Below are 542 nucleotides of genomic sequence, written 5' to 3' on the forward strand. Positions count from 1 at the left end.
CCTTTCGGAATAGCTGAACTGCAGTTCTCTTCTTAGGTGTACAACCCATGAGAAAACATTTCCCTCAGGACGCGGAACATTCTGCAGTCGTTCAGGAGTGCCCTTACTGCCAGTCCAGAGCATTCCGTATACCTGATAGAGCTCCCTCATTACAGAGGCATGAATCTTTGCTGTCTCGCTATCGGTGAGGTAGCGCGAACGTGTGGTTACAGGATCGATATATATAGGCCCAGATGGGCTAGGATAGGCAGTCCCTCGGGAAATAGTCTCCGGCCATACAACTTTTCCGGAGTTGGTTGTATCGACTCTCATCCGGCGGACATAGAGACCATTCGTCTGATAGTCGTCAATCAGTGCAGTTGCCAACGATAGGGATTCACCACCGATAAGTCTGGTTCCTGCATCCCCATCAATAACACCGGTGTTTCTATCTCGGTAGAATTTCAGGAGTGAGCGGAGCAGATAATGTGCTGAAAGAGCCTGCGATTCACGAGAAGAACTGTTATTTCGTGGCAGAAATACAGCCAGGCCTCTATTGAAAG

The 542-nt window shown here is 49.1% G+C and carries 1 protein-coding gene; it reads right to left on the bottom strand.

The genetic code is table 11. From position 1 onward, the window contains the following. The coding region (locus tag RF647_RS19205; protein ID WP_368813128.1) for an LlaJI family restriction endonuclease at nt 1-542 on the bottom strand (542 nt) is incomplete at both ends.

The sequence above is a fragment of the Kocuria sp. CPCC 205263 genome (assembly GCF_040981075.1).
GTDB lineage: Bacteria > Actinomycetota > Actinomycetes > Actinomycetales > Micrococcaceae > Kocuria > Kocuria rosea.